Origin of the sequence: Streptomyces sp. WM6386, from assembly GCF_000972385.1 — a bacterium.
GTDB lineage: Bacteria > Actinomycetota > Actinomycetes > Streptomycetales > Streptomycetaceae > Streptomyces.
Genome location: NZ_JXTE01000575.1, coordinates 1 through 393 on the forward strand (window position 1 = coordinate 1; position 393 = coordinate 393).

Genomic DNA, 393 nt, shown 5'->3' on the forward strand with positions numbered 1-393 from the left:
CCTTCCGCGCTCTCCTCGGCGTGGCGGCGTGGCGGAATCAGGGGAGGCGGAGCCGACGAGGGCCGTCCCAGCCGGACGCGGCGAGGATGACGGCCGCGGCGCCGGTGCCGAGCACGGCGCCGGCGATCACGTCGCCGGGGTAGTGCACGCCGGTGTGGACGCGGGAGTAGCCGACGGCACAGGCGAGCAGGCCCAGCGGGAGGGTGGCGGCGGGGAAGGCAGGACCCACGGCGGCCGCGAAGGCGACCGCCGAGGCGGTGTGCCCGGAGGGGAAGGAAGCGGACGCGGGCATGGGCACGTGGCGTCCGGGAAAGGGCGAGTCCTCGGCCCGGTGCGGCCGGGGCCGGCGTACCAGCTGCTTGCCGAGCAGGTTCGCCCCGGCCGAGGCGACGC

Annotated in this window: 1 protein-coding gene; it reads right to left on the minus strand. The window is 77.6% G+C overall.

Features of this window, described 5'->3' with window-relative positions; translation table 11 throughout:
- Positions 1–37: 37 nt before the first annotated feature.
- On the minus strand, positions 38–393 hold a 356-nt coding region (locus tag TN53_RS42760), incomplete at its 5' end, for a phosphatase PAP2 family protein (RefSeq protein WP_046264319.1).